Origin of the sequence: Enterobacter sp. Res13-Sevr-PEC09-46 (assembly GCF_015672585.1) — a bacterium.
Taxonomy (GTDB): domain Bacteria; phylum Pseudomonadota; class Gammaproteobacteria; order Enterobacterales; family Enterobacteriaceae; genus Enterobacter; species Enterobacter hormaechei_C.
Genome location: NZ_JADABR010000033.1, coordinates 97,556 through 112,602, shown reverse-complemented (window position 1 = coordinate 112,602; position 15,047 = coordinate 97,556). Strand labels below are relative to the sequence as shown.

The window sequence follows — 15,047 nt, the reverse complement described above, 5'->3', positions numbered from 1 at the left end:
GGGGTTGATCGCAGGCGCATCTCATACAGACTTTTCTGCTTGCGGTGTTCAGAATAGCGTCCGGGGAGTACATTTCAGCCAGCACTTTACACGATGCGCTCAAATCCTGCCGATAAATCCGCAATTAAATCGTCCACATTTTCCAGCCCGATATGCAGGCGGATTAAGGTCCCCTCGAAGTCCACCTCGCCGCCCGGGCGCAGGGCCGCAATCTGCTCCGGCTGGTTGGGCAGGATCAGCGATTCAAACCCACCCCATGAATAGGCCATGCTGAAGAGGGTAAAGTTATCCAGATAGCTTGCCAGTTCGGCGTCATTCAGGCGCTTTTTAAGAACAAATGAGAACAACCCGCTGCTGCCCGTAAAGTCACGTTGCCAGTATTCGTGGCCCTTGCTGCCCGGCAGCGCCGGATGGTTAACGCGCTCCACCTGCGGATGCAGTGCCAGCCACTGTGCAATTTGCAGGCTGCTTTCGTGATGCTGACGCAAACGTACGCCGAGCGTACGGATGCCCCGGCTGGTCATGTAGGCGGTATCGGCATCCACCATCTGGCCCATCAGGTAGGCGTTTTCACGCAATTGATCCCAGCAGCGGGCGTTAGACACCGCCGTACCGATCATGCCGTCGGAATGGCCAATCAGGTATTTGGTTGCCGCCTGAATGGAGATATCGATGTCAAATTCCAGGGCTTTAAACAGCACACCTGCCGCCCAGGTGTTGTCGATCATGATGATCGCTTCCGGCGCTATGCTGCGCACCGCCTTCACGATGGCCGGGACGTCATGCACTTCCATGGTGATGGAGCCGGGAGATTCCAGGAACACAACGCGCGTGTTGGGCTGAATAAGCCCGGCAATACCGGCCCCAATCAGCGGATCGAACCAGCTGGTGGTGACGCCGAGCTTGCTGAGTATTTTGGTGCAGAAGTCCTGGCTTGGCTCGTAAGCGGTATTGGTCATCAGGACGTGGTCACCCTGTTCCACAAACGCCAGAATGGTATTGGCGACCGCCGCCGCGCCGCACGGGAACAGCGCGCAGCCCGCGCCGCCCTCCAGTTCACACATGGCTTCCTGCAACGAGAAATGGGTTAACGTGCCACGACGACCGTAAAACAGCCCGCCCTTCGCGCGATTACGCGTAGCGATTTTTTTATCTTCAACGGTATCAAACACCAGCGAGGAGGCGCGCTGGATCACGCTGTTGACCGAGCCCTGCGTGTATTTCTTACTGCGTCCTGCCTGCACCAGCGTGGTCTCAAGCTGCTTTTTAGTCATGTTCGCTAACCCTATTTTTATACGTCTGGACGTCCAGACTACCACGATTGTCAGAATGTGCATCCGGATGCTTATCGAATAAGCAGAAAATATTATCAAAAATTCGCATAAGAAATTTTTACTGCGTAAGCGCAAGGAAAGTGAGCGAAAATTACGGCACTATGTAAATACTAATGAGAACTACTATCAATTCGACGACGTTTTGATATTATTACGTTCAGATTTTGTGATTTGCGTCCTGGAGATACAGAGTGGGTAATAATTTGATGCAGACGGATCTCTCCGTTTGGGGCATGTATCAACATGCTGACATCGTAGTTAAGATTGTGATGATCGGCCTGATTCTGGCGTCCGTGATCACCTGGGCTATCTTCTTCAGCAAGAGCGCCGAACTTCTTTCACAAAAACGCCGCCTCAAGCGTGAGCAGAAGCAGCTGGCGGAAGCCCGCTCTCTGGATCAGGCTTCTGATATCACCTCATCCTTCCATGCGAAAAGCCTGACTACCCTGTTAGTGAACGAAGCTCAGAACGAGCTGGAACTCTCCGCAGGCAGTGAAGATAACGAAGGCATTAAAGAGCGTACCGGCTTCCGTCTGGAGCGTCGCGTTGCGGCCGTGGGTCGTCATATGGGCCGCGGTAACGGCTACCTGGCGACTATCGGCGCCATCTCCCCGTTCGTTGGCCTGTTCGGTACCGTCTGGGGCATCATGAACAGCTTTATCGGTATCGCCCAGACGCAAACCACTAACCTTGCGGTCGTCGCGCCGGGTATCGCAGAAGCGCTGCTGGCCACGGCTATCGGTCTGGTTGCTGCTATCCCGGCGGTTGTTATCTATAACATCTTCGCGCGCATGATTGGCAGTTACAAAGCCACACTGGGTGACGTTGCCGCGCAGGTTCTGCTGCTGCAAAGCCGCGATCTGGACCTGAACGCCAGCGCCGTTAAACCGGTACATGCGGCGTCCAAACTGCGCGTAGGTTGATTGTATGGCAATGCGTCTTAATGAAAATCTGGACGATAACGGAGAAATGCATGAGATCAACGTGACGCCGTTTATCGACGTCATGCTGGTTCTGCTGATTATCTTTATGGTTGCCGCACCGCTGGCGACGGTGGACGTGAAGGTGAATCTGCCTGCGTCCTCCAGCCAGCCGCAGCCGCGTCCGGAAAAACCTATCTACCTGTCCGTGAAGGCCGATAAGTCCATGTTCCTGGGCAACGACCCGGTGACGGATGCCTCGGTTATTCCGGCGCTGGACCAGCTGACCGGCGGCAAGAAAGACACCACCGTCTTCTTCCGCGCGGATAAAACCGTCGATTATGAAACCATGATGAAGGTAATGGACACGCTGCATCAGGCGGGATACCTGAAGATTGGTCTGGTCGGCGAAGAGAAAGCGGCCGCGAAGTAAAGCGAAGGCTTTTGCAGCCTTCCCTGCCGGGTGGCGGCGTCGCCTTACCCGGCCTGCATTCCGCAACAATCATTGTTGACTCACACTGAAGGCGCCGTCGGCGCCTCTTCATCAAGCGCTACACAGGTCACGTTTGAAGTTCGGTAATGACCTTCCGAGAGTTTACGGGTCAGGCGCAGGGTGGCTGTCTCGCGTGCCAGCAGGTACTGATAGTTCGCCTCCAGTCGCCCGAGGATCTTCTCTTTAAGCTCAGGGCGCTGTTCAATAATGGCGTTCATCACCGCGCCGTAAATCTCCTCCTTGGCCTGCAAGGCGTAAATCTCCCGACGATTCTGCCATTTCAGGCGCACCAGCGTGGCCGGAATCGAAACCAAATCCTGCGTAATTCGCGTCATCTCGTCATTTTTTATCTTTTTCAGGGCGTCGAGATTCTGCTTTAAGATAAATTCATCGCTTTTCTTATCATCTAAAGTCAAATAAACGTTATTACCGCTGTCATCATTCACGTTAATCTTCCCCCAGGTTATAAAAAATGGGATTGTTTTTTTCACGCGTAATTAAATTAAGCCAAATTTCATTGCCGGCCTCATTTATTTGCTGCGTTTTCTCGGTCATTATTTGACTTAGCGTCTGGGCATCTATTTCCCCTTCGGCCTGTAAATCATTTAGTAGATGAACTAAGGCTTCAATCTTGATGGCGCGAAATAAACGCTCTTTTAAATGGCGATCGTGCTCTTCCAGCACCATATTACGGGATTTGCCGGTGCGTGAAACACCAATTAATATGTCGGCTTCATAGTCGGAGAGTTTTCTTTTTCCTTGAGTGAAATTCGCCTCTTTATCTGCTTCCGTCGAAGGCTGTTCCACAGGCGTAATGTGGTACTTTGCCGGGACAAGATTGTCGGGCAGCATTTTAATTTCCTTTAATTTCAAAAAAGGTGGGGGTGGAAAAAGGGTGAGATTCGTTGACAATAACATGAGGCAATTTTAAAATCAAAAAAAATGGAGCCTACCCATGAACAGCATTTTCTTTACGGTCATAACGTTACTATTACTGACCGCTGGCGTGCTTTTATTGATGCAAGCGTTAAATAAAACGAAAGCGTCAAAAGACGCCAGTGAACCGCCGCAGCCTGAATTGATGTCGAAAGAGGAGGGGGAAGATCATTTCTCCGTATTGATGAACGCCGTGACGCCGGTCTGGTACTGGCGGGTTAATCACGAATATATCGATTTTCTCCATGCGACAATTAAGCGAATGAAAATGGCTGAAATTAATGATACGCCCGGCCTGTTCGACGCGCAGCGCCGTTGTAGCGACCTTAATTCGGCGGTTTATAAATATTACGACAATATCAAAAAGCGCTGTCTGAATGGCGAGAAGGTGTCGTACTCCGATTTAGACGTATTAAATCTGCGCCAGTGTTTTCGCGAGTTTAGCCTGGAAGCCTACCCGGAACTGGTCGCGCTGGTCTGGCCGGAGTATGCGCGTCCGGATGTGGATCCCAACGAGGTATAGTTGAGATATACTGAGCGCTGGTTTCGTTTGCAGACAGGATTTTATGGAACGCTTCTTTGAAAACGCAATGTATGCCTCTCGCTGGCTGCTCGCACCCGTCTATTTTGGTCTCTCCCTGGCGTTGGTCGCCCTGACGATCAAGTTCTTCCAGGAGATATTTCACGTCCTGCCAAACATTTTTTCCGTGGCAGAAGCCGATTTGATTCTGGTTCTGCTGTCGCTGGTGGATATGACGCTGGTGGGGGGGTTACTGGTGATGGTGATGTTCTCCGGTTATGAGAATTTCGTCTCTCAGCTTGATATCGCCGAGCACAAAGAAAAGCTCAACTGGCTGGGGAAAATGGATGCCTCATCGCTGAAGAATAAAGTCGCGGCGTCGATTGTGGCGATTTCGTCTATACACCTGTTACGCGTCTTTATGGACGCGAAAAACGTCCCGGATAATAAGCTGATGTGGTATGTGATTATCCACCTGACGTTTGTGCTGTCGGCGTTTGTGATGGGGTATCTGGATAAGATCAGTAAGAAATAAATTCACCATGCCCCTCACCCTAACCCTCTCCCCTCTGGGGAGAGGGTTAGGGTGAGGGGCGAAAGCATCGGACCGCACTATTTATTTGTCCGACGACGCCTGCCACAAATTCAGCTCACCATCCGCAACGTGCTGGTCAATCCGCGTCAGTTCATCTTCGCTAAAGCGCAGGTTATTCAGCGCCTGAACGTTCTCTTCCAGCTGCTCCGGGCGGCTCGCGCCAATCAGCACCGACGTTACACGCTCATCTTTCAACAGCCAGCTTAGCGCCATCTGCGCCATCGTCTGCCCGCGCGCGTGCGCCATCTCGTTCAGCAAACGAAGGCTGCTCAGGTTGGCTTCCGTCAGCATTTTCTCCGTCAGGCCGCGCACTTTTTTCCCTTCGCGTTGCATACGTGAACCGTCCGGAATACCGTTCAGGTATTTTCCGGTGAGCAGGCCCTGTGCCAGCGGGGTAAAGGCGATACAGCCCGTTCCGTTTTTCTCCAGCGCGTCCAGCAGGCCGGTCTTGTCGACCCAGCGGTTAAGCAGGTTGTAAGACGGCTGGTGGATCAAAAGCGGGATCTTCCACTCGCGCAGCAATTCGGCCATTACCGCCGTGCGTTCCGTGGAGTAGGACGAAATGCCGACGTACAGCGCTTTTCCGCTCTGCACCGCGTGCGCCAGCGCGGAGGCGGTCTCTTCCATCGGCGTGTTTTCGTCTACGCGGTGAGAATAGAAAATATCCACATACTCCACACCCATGCGTTTCAGGCTCTGGTCGAGGCTGGCGAGCAGGTATTTACGTGAACCGCCCGAACCATAAGGCCCTGGCCACATGTCGTAGCCCGCTTTGGTGGAGATGATCAGCTCGTCACGATACCCGGCAAAATCCTCCCGCAGCAGACGGCCAAAATTCTCTTCAGCGCTGCCTGGTGGGGGGCCGTAGTTGTTGGCAAGGTCAAAGTGGGTAATACCGAGATCGAAGGCCTTACGCAGCAGCGCGCGCTGGGAATCGAGCGGCTGAACGTGACCGAAGCTGTGCCACAGGCCTAGCGACAGTGCCGGTAAGCGCAGGCCGCTTTTGCCGCAGTATCGGTACTGCATGTTTTCGTATCGGCCAGTGTAAGGGTGCCAGGACATGATGTCTCCTTTCTTGTCGGTGAATTTTCGAAACAACGTTTTCATTCTATGCCGACTCGATAACAAAAAAGTATATTTTCTGCGGTATCTGCCGATAAAGAGGGTAGTACTCGCCTCTGGGCGAATTCACCCTCACGGCAAGGAATACTCAATGAAGATGCTTCGTAATTTCACCATCCGTTTCGTCATGCTGACGATACTGGGGATCTTTTGTGTCATGTGGGCAGGCGTGGGGCTTTACAGCACCTGGTCTCTGTCTCGTGTTTCTGATGGTAATGATGTTGACCGCCAGCTGGTCCGGCAAATGACGGTGCTGAGCCAGGGCAACGATCAGTATTTCCGTTTCGTCACCCGCCTGAGCCGGGCGATGGAAGTCAAAGCGGCGGGCGGCACGCCGGACCTGGCTCCTGCTCAGCAGGCGCTGGATAACATGAGTAAAAAGCTGGCAGAGATGAAAGCTATCTCTCCGGGCCCGATGGATGAAAAGGTGTCTGCGCAGGTGATTTCCACCTGGCAGGCGCTGCTCGATCGTGGCGTGACGCCGCAGATGGCGCAGGCGAAGCAGGCGACGCTCGAAGGCTATCGTCAGCATGCCAACAACGTCACGCCGCCGCTAAGCCGTGCATTCGGGTCAGCGGCTGAGAACTTTAACAACACCGCGGCGAAGGCGCTCGACAGCACGCGCGTGGTGGTCGACGGCCTCACCAGTATGACCCGGACGGTGATTATCACCGCCACGATCGTGGGTCTGTTGATCCTGCTGTTCACCGACCGCTACCTGGTGGCGATACTGGTAAAACCGCTGGATCGTATCCGTCAGCAGTTCCGCCAGATTGCGCAGGGCGATCTCAGCCAGCCGATTGAATCCTTTGGCCGCAACTGCGTGGGGCAACTGGTGCCGCTGCTGAGCGCCATGCAGGACAGCCTGCGGGAAGCGGTCAGCACGATTCGTTCCGGCAGCGAGAATATCTGGCGCGGGGCAACGGAGATCTCCAGCGGGAATAACGATCTCTCTTCGCGTACCGAAGAGCAGGCCGCCGCGCTGGAAGAGACCGCGGCCAGCATGGAGCAGCTAACCGCAACGGTGAAGCTGAACGCCGAAAGCGCGCGCCAGGCCAGCCAGCTTGCGGATGTCGCCTCCAGTACGGCCAGCCGCGGCGGCTCGCTGGTGGAAGATGTGGTCACAACCATGAGCGGCATTTCGGACAGCTCGAAAAAAATCGCTGAAATCACTACCGTCATCAACAGCATCGCCTTCCAGACCAATATTCTGGCGCTGAACGCCGCGGTGGAAGCGGCCCGGGCCGGGGAGCAGGGGCGGGGCTTTGCGGTCGTGGCGGGTGAGGTGCGTAATCTGGCCAGCCGCAGCGCGAATGCGGCAAAAGAGATCGAAGGGCTGATTGCAGATTCCGTTGCCCGCGTGGAGCATGGGGCGCAGCTGGTGAACGATACCGGCACCACGATGGAAGCGATCCTGCGCGACGTGACGGAAGTGACCGTCATTATGAAGCAGATCGCCACCGCGTCAGAGGAGCAGAGCAAAGGTATTTCTCAGGTCGGCGTTGCCATCACGCAGATGGACGGCGTGACCCAGCAGAACGCCTCGCTGGTGGAGCAGGTTTCCGCCGCCGCCGCCGCACTTGAACGGCAGACCGAAGAACTCCAGCGCTCAGTGCAGAAATTCCGTCTCACCGCGTAACCTCTCGTGTCAGGCCGTCTCTGGCGGCCTGACGTTTATCGCTCTGAATAATCTGTGTCACCTGCGACAGCTGACCAATTTTCACTTCACTTGCCCGCATAAATTTACTTTTGTCGATCAGCAGCAGCGACTGGCTGGCGCGGTTTAACAGCAGCGCCTTAAAGCCCGCGTTGTGCTCGGACGGATCCCAAAGGACGCCATGCTCATCGACCCCTTCACACGAGAAGATGAACAGATCGATCTCCAGCCCTTTTAGCTGCGTCACCAGCGCCGGGTTAACATAGCAGCGATACTTACGCTCAAGCGTTCCGCCGGAGCAGATAAGCGTGATCCGCTCGCGCTTTGCCATCTCGTGGCAGATAGGCAGACTGTTGGTAAATACGGTGAGGTCGATGTCCGGCAACTGGCGCGCCAGATGAAAGCAGGTTGAGCTGGCGTCGAGGGCGATGGTCATCCCTTCGCTGATCCAGCCCAGCGCGTGGCGGGCAATATCGGCTTTGTCGGCATAATGGCTTTTCAGGCGTGCGCCAAAGGGTTCACCGCTGTCGCGGCTGTCCGGGTGAATCAGACGCGCGCGCCCGTGCTGGCGCAGAAGCTTCCCCTGCTGCTGCAACGACTTCAGATCCCGGCGGATCGTCTCTTTGCTGACGGAGAGCTTTTCAGCCAGCACATCGGTAGTCAGCCAGTCGCTTTTACTCAGCAAGGTGATAAGACTCTGCTGTCGGGTCGCTTTTAGCGTCTGGTCTGACATACGAGGCTCCTTGCGCACGCGTGCTGACGCATTTTTCTCATCGCGGAAGAAGGGCGGCGAACCGCCCGGTCATGGATCAACCCTGACGTTTATCTTCCGTCTGGGTATCGAAGTCGCTTGCTGAATGACGCTCATGTAACTGCTCGTTCAGCTCGCCGTTGGTACGGTTAACAATGCGCCCGCGTTTAACGGCCGGACGATTCGCCACATCTTTTGCCCAGCGCTGCACGTTGGTGTACTTCCCGGCATCCAGGAACTCGGCGGCGTTATACACGCTGCCCAGCGCCACGCAGCCAAACCATGGCCAGACTGCCATATCCGCAATGGTATATTCCTCACCCGCTACGTAACGACCGCGCGCCAGCTGTTTGTCCAGCACGTCGAACAGGCGTTTAGCTTCCATAGTGAAGCGATCGATAGCGTACTCAATCTTCACCGGTGCGTAGTTATAGAAGTGGCCAAAACCGCCGCCGAGGAACGGGGCCGCGCCCTGTAACCAGAACAGCCAGTTCAGGGTTTCCGTTCGTCCTGCCGGATCTTTTGGCAGGAAGTGACCAAATTTCTCGGCCAGGTAGAGCAGGATATTGCCGGATTCAAAGACGCGCGTCGGCGGGGTGGTGGAGTGGTCACGCAGGGCCGGGATCTTCGAGTTCGGGTTCACGTCGACAAAACCGCTGGAGAACTGATCGCCCTCACCAATGCGGATTAACCATGCGTCGTATTCCGCGCCCGTCACGCCCAGCGCCAGCAGCTCTTCCAGCATGATGGTAACTTTCTGTCCATTCGGCGTACCGAGAGAGTACAGCTGGAGCGGGTGCGCGCCCACAGGTAGCTCTTTCTCATGCGTCGCGCCCGAGACGGTACGGTTGATATTGGCGAACGCGCCGCCGTTATTCTGTTTCCATTCCCACACTTTCGGTGGCTGATAGGTGTTATCTGACATGTTGGCCTGCCTTTTTGGTGTTGTGTTGAGGCAGTGTAGCAGGAGATGCAGGAACCGTTTAACGATGCGAGCGTAATGGGCAGGGCGGGTGTATGATAACGCCACCTCTGTCAGTTAATTACAACGTGCAGACGACGACAACCCCACAAAAAAATTGCCGCCTGCCTGTTTTAGGTTGGACACATGCGTAAAGGAACGTTAAGCAGTGACGCACCCTTCGGGACGTTATTAGGTTATGCGCCGGGTGGCGTGGCGATTTACTCTTCAAATTACGGCAGTCTCGATCCGCGTCACTATCCGGAAGACGCGGAATTTCGCAGCTATATCGGCAACGAATACATGGGCCATAAATGGCAGTGCGTTGAGTTTGCGCGCCGTTTCTTGTTTCTCAATCACGGGTTTGTCTTTACCGACGTCGGGATGGCGTGGGAGATCTTCTCCCTGCGTTTTTTGCGCCAGGTGGTAAACGACAATATTTTGCCGCTACAGGCCTTTGCTAATGGCTCAAAACGCGCGCCGCAGGCCGGTGCGCTGCTCATCTGGCAAAAGGGCGGTGAGTTTCATGAAACCGGCCACGTCGCCGTCATTACCCAGCTGCTGGATGACAGAGTGCGCATTGCCGAGCAGAACGTTATTCACTCCCCGCTGCCGATGGGGCAGCAGTGGACGCGCGAGCTGCGTCTGAGCGTGGAGGACGGTTGCTATACGCTTCATGACACGTTCAACGATACCGAGATCCTCGGCTGGATGATCCAGACGGAGGAGACGGAACACAGTATTCCTCAGCCGGAGATCGACGGTGAACTGCTGAAAATCAGCGGCGCGCGATTGAAGAACAACCGTCAGTTCGACGGAAAATGGCTCAATGAAAACGACGCCCTGCAACAGGCGTACGTTCGCGCCAACGGCCACGTTATCAACAACGATCCCTGCCAGTACTTCACCATTACCGAAAGCGCCGAGCAGGAGCTGATCAAAGCCACCAACGAACTGCATCTGATGTACCTTCATGCCACCGACAAGGTGCTGAAAGACGACAGCTTACTCGCGCTTTTCGACATCCCGAAAATTCTCTGGCCGCGTCTGCGCCTTTCCTGGCAGTGGCGTCGTCACCATATGATCACCGGTCGTATGGATTTCTGCATGGATGAACGCGGCATCAAGGTTTACGAGTACAACGCGGATTCCGCCTCCTGCCATACCGAGGGCGGGCTCATTCTTGAAGAGTGGGTGAAAAACGGCTATCGCGGCACCGGCCACAATCCGGCGGAAGGCTTGCTGGAGGAGCTGACCGGCGCATGGAAGCACAGCCACGCGCGGCCGTTCGTCCATATCATGCAGGACAACGATATCGAAGAGGATTACCACGCGCTCTTTATTCAGCGCTCGCTGATCCAGGCCGGGTTTGAAACCAAAATCCTGCATGGACTGGGGGCGCTGAGCTGGGATGCCGCCGGGCAACTGATTGATGATGAAGGCCGTCACGTCAACTGCGTATGGAAAACCTGGGCGTGGGAAACGGCGATTGAGCAGATCCGCGAGGTGAGCGAAACCGAGTACGCCGCCGTGCCTATCCGCACCGGTCACCCGCAAGGTGAAGTGCGCCTGATTGACGTCCTGCTGCGCCCGGAAGTGCTGGTCTTTGAACCGCTGTGGACGGTGATCCCAGGTAACAAGGCGATCCTGCCGGTGCTGTGGCAGCTGTTCCCGAACCACCGTTACCTGCTGGATACCGATTTTGAGGTCAACGATCTGCTCAAACGGACCGGTTATGCCGTTAAACCGATCGCCGGACGCTGCGGGAGCAATATCGATCTGATCGGCGCCCAGGACGAACTGCTGGACCAGTCCAGCGGCAAGTTTGTTGACCGCAAAAATATCTACCAGCAGCTATGGTGCCTGCCGAAAGTTGACGGCAGATACATTCAGGTCTGCACCTTTACCGTGGGCGGGAACTATGGCGGAACCTGTCTGCGCGGGGATGACTCGCTGGTGGTGAAGAAAGAGAGCGATATTGAACCGCTGATTGTGGTGAAAGATAAATAACGTCTCCCTGTTATAAAAACGCCCCCGCAGGGCATGTTGCGGGGGCGTTTCATTACTGCTCTTCCTCTTCCTGCTGCTCGCTGATCTTCAAATCAATGATCCGGCCAATCTGGTCATGGTAAACCGTCAGCAGGTTGTACTGGCTCATCTCGGACATAATTTGCGGCGTGACGTTAAAACTTTGGGCAAGCTCGTCATGGCGCAACATTTCCGGATGACGCCGCCTCACATGCGCGCGGCGGCGATTGTACTGATACCACAGGATCAGCAGCCAGCCGTTGAACGCGGCAATCAGCAGATAGACCAGCACCGTATTAAAAGAGGCGATAATCACGCTCCAGCGGTGATCGCCCTCCTCGGTTAACTGCATCCACAGCCTGGCGTAAAGGAAAAACAGGAATCCTCCCCAGGCTATCAGCGTTAATGCGGCATCGAAAAGACGCGGTGCCAGCCGCTGTTCAGTCAAAATTAACGTATTCTCGTTCATTGAATGCTCCCTTTACCCCGGTCCGGACTGATCCAGCGCGCGCGGGCGCGTTTACGTTTAAGCATGACTTTCGGAAATGCCACGAGGGTGGTAAACAGGCCAATCATCCAGTACACCATCGGGAACCAGATTACCCAGAACAGCGAGCCTGCCACTTTCCGCTCGTAGCGCCGCTCGATATACAAACTGACGAGGAATTGCAGCAGGCACATCACACCCAGCAGCAGCCCGGTAAACGCCGGGGGAAACAGGCTCGCAACGGCCAGGTTCGCGGGAAGAGGGATAATATGGCTGAGAATGAACAACACCACGGTTGCCCCATAGGCAAACGCCCACAGCGTTGATAGCGCGTACTCAAGAAACAGGGGCCACATGCGATGATGCTCCCAGCGGGCCATCTTGCGCAGGTTAACCAGAAACACCTCTGCCCCCCCCTGCGCCCAGCGCAGACGCTGTTTCCACAGCCCCTTTAGCGTCTCCGGCATCAGGATCCAGCACAGTGCCCGCGGCTCGAAAAAGATATCCCAGTGGCGAAGCTGAAGCTTCCAGCTTATGTCGATATCCTCTGTGATCATGTCCGGGCTCCAGTACCCGACATCCGCCAGCGCCTGTCGGCGAAAGGCGGCGATGACGCCGGAGACGGTAAAGACCCGGCCATAGATCCGCTGCGTTCGCTTGATAAGGCCAATAATGGAAGAAAACTCGCCCACCTGAATGCGGCCAATCAGCGTTGAGCGCGTGCGAATACGCGGATTCCCGGTGACGGCCCCAACGTGGGGATACTGAATCAGCGGTGCCACCAGATACGCCGCGGTGTCGCGGTCGAGCAGGGCGTCGCCGTCAATGCAGACCAGCAAATCGCCCCGGGCCGCCGCAGCGCCGGCCTTGAGCGCCACGGCTTTCCCCTGGTTCTCCGCGAGATTAATCACCCGCAGGCGCGGTTGCTCTCGCGCCAGCTGTTGCAGTACCTCCGCCGTGTTATCAGAAGAACCGTCGTTGATGGCGATAACTTCCACATTCCAGTACCGCTGACCCAGCGCGGCGCTAATGGTCTCCCGTGCGTTGCGTTCCTCATTGAAGCAGGGAATAAGAATCGAGATTAACGGCTCACCGGCTAAGGCGGGGGCGGGTGTTGCGTTATCCCACGACCAGTGCCGTTCAAGCTGAAACCAGAAATAGAGGCCGCCGGTTACCCAGAGCACGGACATAAACAGCGGCCAGAAAAAGACAAAGTCCAGAATCAGTTCGCCGGTAAACAGCGCGGCTACGCCTAACGGCAACCCGAATACCAGACACAAAATAGAGAAGGCGATAATGCGATCAGTCATTGTCAGGATACCAGTACGAAGAAAATTCAGGTCTGATACGTGAGATATCAGGTTGGTTGTTGAGGAAGTCGTCGGGGTAATAACCGTAATTTTTGATGCCGTTCAGCTGGAGCACCCGCATCCACTCCATCAGACGTTCATCGGCTACGGCACGCTGCGGTTTCTGTGCCCAGTCCCTGGCCTGTAGCTCAAAAATCGTTTTATTCAGCGCGCCGGGGCGTGCGGCGACGGCTTTGACTAAACGCGTCAGCCAGGCATTGCTCTCTTCTGCCGGGACGGACTCCATCAGCGGCATTGCCATCGGCACCGTCCAGTCGTAGGCCGCCAGAAAATCATCCAGATTTTGCGCAAACCATGCCTCGCTTTCCGGCTCGAGAATGGGCAACGCGAACATGTTCCGCGCGGTTTTGATCTGCGGGCCACGGATGTTTTTCACCGCCTGGCTCAGGGTGCGGGTAAAGCCGATAAGCCGCAGACTCTTCTGCCGGGTCGTGTCCTGCCCGGCATCGTCAACGTCCGTCAGCACCGCATCGTCATGAAATAAGATGCCATTGAAGCTGGCATAGCGGGCCAGATCTTCATAGATCTCCGTCACCTGCTGGCGAACCTGCGGACTCCACGGGGAGAGCCTGATATAGGGCTCGGCGGCCACGGTCAACGCTCCCGTTTGACGATCCCGGCGCTGCACGCGCGGCAAGGCTGGACTGAGATCGAAAGAGAGAACCGGCATCCACGCGAAGACTTTCACTCCCGCGCGGGTTTGTAGCTGCCAGGCGACAAAATTAAAGAGATCGGCCCGGACCGGGAGCCGACGGTTGGGGAAATAGAGCGCATCGATCCTGCCGTCGCCCCGCGGATCCGAAAACGCCTGGAGAAACACATGGCTGATTTTCATGTCGTAGACCCGCTGGACGAGTTTGTTGATGTTTTTCGTCTGCTGGGCCGGATCGGGATCGTAGACGTAATCGAGATCGACATGCATGACGCGCACCGGGTCAAACTCCTGAACGCGGCTAACCGTGTTGGCAAAGGTTTTTATCGACGGATTTCCGGCGATCAGCAGGCGCGGGATGTTGCCGAGGTCGCGCACGTTTCCCAGCCCGTCCTCCAGGGTAAAGGCCAACTGATAGCCCTGTTTCTGGGCGATAGCGAGCGACGTACCGTTGGCAGCCCCATAGGGCCACACCCAGGCACGCGGCGCTTTTCCCGTCACCTGGGTGATTTTATCGGTGACTTTCCGTACGTCTGCGGCGATCCGCTGGTTGAAGTGTTCATCGGTTTCGTAATGCCCCGTCGCGTTATCGAAAAAACGGTTGGCGATGGCGGGTTCACGGCTTCCCTGCGGGTTGGCCGGAATGCCGTAATGCGAGTCCCAGGTATGCGAGCCAATCTCAATCAGCGGGGACTGGCTGAGCTCTCGTACCATATCCCAGGTGGCAAAGCGATCGCGGGGCGTCATCAGACCGCCGAAGTTAACTTTTTGATTTGCCGGCGTATCCACCCAACTGCCCACCGGCGCCCACAGCGCAGGAACGTTCCAGGCCTGAAGCAGAGGCCAGACCCGGGTGTAAAAGCTGCTGTAGCCGTCGTCAAAGCTGAGCAAAACGGCTTTCGGCGGCAGCGCTTTTTTCCCTTCATGCGCATCCAGAATGTCCTGCACGCTGATGGCGTGATAGCCGTTGTGCAAAAGCCAGCTTATCTGCTCGTTTAACGCGCTGGTGCGAACGGAGAGGTAGCGCTGATCGGCGGCATCATCTTCAACGTCGTGGTAGGCCAGGACCAGAAACTGATTCTCCGGCCAGGGTTTGCTGGCCTCCAGCTGCGGCCTCTTTTCAGGGGCCATAAAGGAGAGCGGCTGCGCGCAGAGGTTCGCGCTGAGGCAGAGCCAGCCGATGACGATCAGGCTTATAGAAAAACGTGTGTTCAGCATATT

Annotated in this window: 15 protein-coding genes; 6 read left to right on the top strand and 9 right to left on the bottom strand. The window is 55.8% G+C overall.

Annotated features, from left to right (window positions below):
• Window positions 1-86 precede the first annotated feature (86 nt).
• The gene (gene metC, locus IMQ56_RS20535; protein ID WP_003862484.1) at window positions 87-1,274 is read right to left on the bottom strand and encodes a cystathionine beta-lyase; all 1,188 of its coding nucleotides are present in this window, start codon (window positions 1,272-1,274) and stop codon (window positions 87-89) included.
• Window positions 1,275-1,525: 251 nt separating this feature from the next.
• Between metC and exbB the strand changes: the two genes are divergently transcribed.
• Window positions 1,526-2,257: a tol-pal system-associated acyl-CoA thioesterase gene (exbB, locus tag IMQ56_RS20530; RefSeq protein ID WP_003862482.1), complete on the top strand. Its 732-nt coding sequence runs from the start codon at window positions 1,526-1,528 to the stop codon at window positions 2,255-2,257.
• Between the two features lie 4 nt (window positions 2,258-2,261).
• Window positions 2,262-2,687, top strand: a complete 426-nt coding sequence (gene exbD, locus IMQ56_RS20525) for a TonB system transport protein ExbD (protein ID WP_001251472.1) — start codon at window positions 2,262-2,264, stop codon at window positions 2,685-2,687.
• 80 nt (window positions 2,688-2,767) lie between these two features.
• On the opposite strand, the gene IMQ56_RS20520 is transcribed toward exbD, so the two are convergent.
• Both IMQ56_RS20520 and IMQ56_RS20515 read right to left on the bottom strand, forming a co-directional pair.
• Window positions 2,768-3,193 (bottom strand): hypothetical protein, encoded by a 426-nt coding sequence (locus IMQ56_RS20520; protein WP_017382748.1) that lies wholly within the window; start codon window positions 3,191-3,193, stop codon window positions 2,768-2,770.
• A 1-nt stretch (window position 3,194) separates the two neighbouring features.
• The gene (locus IMQ56_RS20515) at window positions 3,195-3,599 is read right to left on the bottom strand and encodes a hypothetical protein (protein ID WP_032649523.1); all 405 of its coding nucleotides are present in this window, start codon (window positions 3,597-3,599) and stop codon (window positions 3,195-3,197) included.
• A gap of 103 nt (window positions 3,600-3,702) precedes the next feature.
• Between IMQ56_RS20515 and IMQ56_RS20510 the strand changes: the two genes are divergently transcribed.
• Both IMQ56_RS20510 and IMQ56_RS20505 read left to right on the top strand, forming a co-directional pair.
• Window positions 3,703-4,206 carry a hypothetical protein gene (locus tag IMQ56_RS20510; RefSeq protein ID WP_015571866.1) on the top strand — a complete coding sequence of 168 codons (504 nt, stop codon included), beginning with the start codon at window positions 3,703-3,705 and terminating at the stop codon, window positions 4,204-4,206.
• Between the two features lie 43 nt (window positions 4,207-4,249).
• Window positions 4,250-4,738, top strand: coding sequence for a TIGR00645 family protein (locus IMQ56_RS20505; RefSeq protein WP_006811956.1), 489 nt, complete (start codon window positions 4,250-4,252; stop codon window positions 4,736-4,738).
• Between the two features lie 81 nt (window positions 4,739-4,819).
• Here IMQ56_RS20505 and IMQ56_RS20500 read toward each other — a convergent pair whose 3' ends face one another.
• Window positions 4,820-5,860: an aldo/keto reductase gene (locus IMQ56_RS20500; protein ID WP_032649519.1), complete on the bottom strand. Its 1,041-nt coding sequence runs from the start codon at window positions 5,858-5,860 to the stop codon at window positions 4,820-4,822.
• A gap of 151 nt (window positions 5,861-6,011) precedes the next feature.
• Between IMQ56_RS20500 and IMQ56_RS20495 the strand changes: the two genes are divergently transcribed.
• Window positions 6,012-7,559, top strand: a complete 1,548-nt coding sequence (locus IMQ56_RS20495; protein ID WP_017382744.1) for a methyl-accepting chemotaxis protein — start codon at window positions 6,012-6,014, stop codon at window positions 7,557-7,559.
• Here the strand turns inward: IMQ56_RS20495 and fucR are convergent.
• Window positions 7,549-8,310, bottom strand: coding sequence for an L-fucose operon activator (gene fucR / locus IMQ56_RS20490; protein WP_015571863.1), 762 nt, complete (start codon window positions 8,308-8,310; stop codon window positions 7,549-7,551). The genes IMQ56_RS20495 and fucR overlap by 11 nt on opposite strands.
• Window positions 8,311-8,386: 76 nt before the next feature.
• Window positions 8,387-9,253: a glutathione-dependent disulfide-bond oxidoreductase gene (gene yghU / locus IMQ56_RS20485; protein ID WP_196063891.1), complete on the bottom strand. Its 867-nt coding sequence runs from the start codon at window positions 9,251-9,253 to the stop codon at window positions 8,387-8,389.
• 183 nt (window positions 9,254-9,436) lie between these two features.
• On the opposite strand from yghU, the gene gss reads away from it, so the two are divergent.
• Window positions 9,437-11,299 (top strand): bifunctional glutathionylspermidine amidase/synthase, encoded by a 1,863-nt coding sequence (gss, locus tag IMQ56_RS20480; protein WP_015571862.1) that lies wholly within the window; start codon window positions 9,437-9,439, stop codon window positions 11,297-11,299.
• Window positions 11,300-11,351: 52 nt separating this feature from the next.
• Here gss and pgaD read toward each other — a convergent pair whose 3' ends face one another.
• From pgaD to pgaB, 3 genes are read right to left on the bottom strand one after another with little or no spacing between them, the layout of a single operon-like run.
• Window positions 11,352-11,786 (bottom strand): poly-beta-1,6-N-acetyl-D-glucosamine biosynthesis protein PgaD, encoded by a 435-nt coding sequence (gene pgaD, locus IMQ56_RS20475; protein WP_032655018.1) that lies wholly within the window; start codon window positions 11,784-11,786, stop codon window positions 11,352-11,354.
• The gene (gene pgaC, locus IMQ56_RS20470) at window positions 11,783-13,114 is read right to left on the bottom strand and encodes a poly-beta-1,6-N-acetyl-D-glucosamine synthase (RefSeq protein WP_015571860.1); all 1,332 of its coding nucleotides are present in this window, start codon (window positions 13,112-13,114) and stop codon (window positions 11,783-11,785) included. Before pgaC ends, pgaD begins: the two co-directional genes overlap by 4 nt.
• Window positions 13,107-15,044, bottom strand: a complete 1,938-nt coding sequence (gene pgaB, locus IMQ56_RS20465) for a poly-beta-1,6-N-acetyl-D-glucosamine N-deacetylase PgaB (RefSeq protein WP_047716343.1) — start codon at window positions 15,042-15,044, stop codon at window positions 13,107-13,109. Before pgaB ends, pgaC begins: the two co-directional genes overlap by 8 nt.
• Between the last annotated feature and the right edge of the window lie 3 nt (window positions 15,045-15,047).

Coding starts and splice junctions, on each gene's coding strand:
- metC (WP_003862484.1), bottom strand. CDS start 1,274: ATGACTAAAAAGCAGCTTGAGACCACGCTGGTGCAGGCAGGACGCAGT.
- exbD (WP_001251472.1), top strand. CDS start 2,262: ATGGCAATGCGTCTTAATGAAAATCTGGACGATAACGGAGAAATGCAT.
- IMQ56_RS20515 (WP_032649523.1), bottom strand. CDS start 3,599: ATGCTGCCCGACAATCTTGTCCCGGCAAAGTACCACATTACGCCTGTG.
- IMQ56_RS20510 (WP_015571866.1), top strand. CDS start 3,703: ATGAACAGCATTTTCTTTACGGTCATAACGTTACTATTACTGACCGCT.
- IMQ56_RS20505 (WP_006811956.1), top strand. CDS start 4,250: ATGGAACGCTTCTTTGAAAACGCAATGTATGCCTCTCGCTGGCTGCTC.
- IMQ56_RS20500 (WP_032649519.1), bottom strand. CDS start 5,860: ATGTCCTGGCACCCTTACACTGGCCGATACGAAAACATGCAGTACCGA.
- IMQ56_RS20495 (WP_017382744.1), top strand. CDS start 6,012: ATGAAGATGCTTCGTAATTTCACCATCCGTTTCGTCATGCTGACGATA.
- fucR (WP_015571863.1), bottom strand. CDS start 8,310: ATGTCAGACCAGACGCTAAAAGCGACCCGACAGCAGAGTCTTATCACC.
- yghU (WP_196063891.1), bottom strand. CDS start 9,253: ATGTCAGATAACACCTATCAGCCACCGAAAGTGTGGGAATGGAAACAG.
- gss (WP_015571862.1), top strand. CDS start 9,437: ATGCGTAAAGGAACGTTAAGCAGTGACGCACCCTTCGGGACGTTATTA.
- pgaD (WP_032655018.1), bottom strand. CDS start 11,786: ATGAACGAGAATACGTTAATTTTGACTGAACAGCGGCTGGCACCGCGT.
- pgaC (WP_015571860.1), bottom strand. CDS start 13,114: ATGACTGATCGCATTATCGCCTTCTCTATTTTGTGTCTGGTATTCGGG.
- pgaB (WP_047716343.1), bottom strand. CDS start 15,044: ATGCTGAACACACGTTTTTCTATAAGCCTGATCGTCATCGGCTGGCTC.